Source organism: Specibacter sp. NPDC078692 (assembly GCF_040686835.1).
Taxonomy (GTDB): Bacteria; Actinomycetota; Actinomycetes; order Actinomycetales; family Micrococcaceae; genus Specibacter.
This window is the reverse complement of record NZ_JBFBLV010000064.1, coordinates 1-2,350: the sequence shown is the minus strand read 5'-3', so window position 1 is coordinate 2,350 and position 2,350 is coordinate 1. Positions and strand designations below refer to the sequence as shown.

The window sequence follows — 2,350 nt, the reverse complement described above, 5'->3', positions numbered from 1 at the left end:
CTGGTGGGTTGAGTCACAAAGGAAGGCCCTTTGTTTTGGTTTCAACCGGGACAAATCCTGTTTGGGTTTGTTGGTTGGGAACCACATAGTGAACGCGAGCATACTCATGTCATATAAGAGTGTGTGTGGTGTAAGTTATCGGCTTATTAGTACCGGTCAGCTTCACGAGTCTTTAGTCCTCGCTTCCACATCCGGCCTATCAACCCAGTGGTCTGCTGGGAGCCTCTCACACTTACGTGTATGGAAATCTCATCTTGAAGCGGGCTTCCCGCTTAGATGCTTTCAGCGGTTATCCCATCCGAACGTAGCTAATCAGCGATGCACTTGGCAGTACAACTGACACACCAGAGGTTCGTCCGTCCCGGTCCTCTCGTACTAAGGACAGACCTTCTCAAATTTCCTGCGCGCGCAGCGGATAGGGACCGAACTGTCTCACGACGTTCTAAACCCAGCTCGCGTACCGCTTTAATGGGCGAACAGCCCAACCCTTGGGACCTACTCCAGCCCCAGGATGCGACGAGCCGACATCGAGGTGCCAAACCATGCCGTCGATATGGACTCTTGGGCAAGATCAGCCTGTTATCCCCGAGGTACCTTTTATCCGTTGAGCGACGGCCATTCCACAATGTGCCGCCGGATCACTAGTCCCGACTTTCGTCCCTGCTCGAGGTGTCCCTCTCACAGTCAAGCTCCCTTGTGCACTTACACTCGAAACCTGATTGCCAACCAGGCTGAGGGAACCTTTGGGCGCCTCCGTTACTTTTTAGGAGGCAACCGCCCCAGTTAAACTACCCATCAGGCACTGTCCCTGACCCGGATTACGGGCCGAAGTTAGATGTCCAAAGTGACCAGAGTGGTATTTCAACGATGACTCCACCACAACTAGCGTTGTAGCTTCACAGTCTCCCACCTATCCTACACAAGCCACTCCGAACACCAATACCAAACTATAGTAAAGGTCTCGGGGTCTTTCCGTCCTGCTGCGCGTAACGAGCATCTTTACTCGTACTGCAATTTCGCCGAGTTTATGGTTGAGACAGCGGGGAAGTCGTTACTCCATTCGTGCAGGTCGGAACTTACCCGACAAGGAATTTCGCTACCTTAGGATGGTTATAGTTACCACCGCCGTTTACTGGGGCTTAAATTCTCAGCTTCGCTAACAAGTTAGCTAACCGGTCCTCTTAACCTTCCAGCACCGGGCAGGAGTCAGTCCGTATACATCGTCTTGCGACTTCGCACGGACCTGTGTTTTTAGTAAACAGTCGCTTCCCCCTGGTCTCTGCGGCCCACACCCGCTCACGGAACGCTAGGTTCCTTCACGAGGCAGGCCCCCCTTCTCCCGAAGTTACGGGGGCATTTTGCCGAGTTCCTTAACCATAATTCTCTCGATCGCCTTAGTATTCTCTACCTGATCACCTGTGTCGGTTTGGGGTACGGGCAGTTAGAACCTCACGTCGATGCTTTTCTAGGCAGCATAGGATCACCGAATTCCCCCAAACGGGGGTCCCATCAGATCTCAGAATCGTCATCAAAGACAACACAACGGATTTGCCTATCGTGTTTCCTACATCCTTAGACCGGGACTACCATCGCCCGGCTCGGCTACCTTCCTGCGTCACACCTGTTAATACGTTTACCTCCCCAAGTCAGGTCCCACGCTCCCCACACACCCTGGTCCCGAAGGACACTCAATGGTGGAAAGGGATGGTTAGTATCATTGGTTCAATATTGGCGGTTCTTCACCGGTACGGGAATATCAACCCGTTGTCCATCGACTACGCCTGTCGGCCTCGCCTTAGGTCCCGACTTACCCAGGGCAGATTAGCTTGACCCTGGAACCCTTGATCATTCGGCGGACGGGTTTCTCACCCGTCTTTCGCTACTCATGCCTGCATTCTCACTCGTGTAGGCTCCACCGCTAGTTCACACTGCGACTTCAATGCCTACACGACGCTCCCCTACCACTCCAAACCCCTGAACAAGAACAAGTCTTGTTAGGGCAATGTTTGAAATCCACAACTTCGGCGGTGTACTTGAGCCCCGCTACATTGTCGGCGCGGAATCACTTGACCAGTGAGCTATTACGCACTCTTTTAAGGATGGCTGCTTCTAAGCCAACCTCCTGGTTGTCTAAGCAATCCCACATCCTTTCCCACTTAGCACACGCTTAGGGGCCTTAGTTGGTGGTCTGGGCTGTTTCCCTCTCGACTATGAAGCTTATCCCCCACAGTCTCACTGCTACGCTCTGACTTACCGGCATTCGGAGTTTGGCTGACGTCAGTAACCTTGTAGGGCCCATTAGCCATCCAGTAGCTCTACCTCCAGTAAGAAACACGCAACGCTGCACCTA

General features: G+C 52.9%; 1 rRNA gene. It reads right to left on the bottom strand.

From position 1 onward, the window contains the following. Positions 1 to 125: 125 nt before the first annotated feature. Positions 126 to 2,350, bottom strand: a 23S ribosomal RNA gene (locus AB0O97_RS20185); the annotation flags it as partial.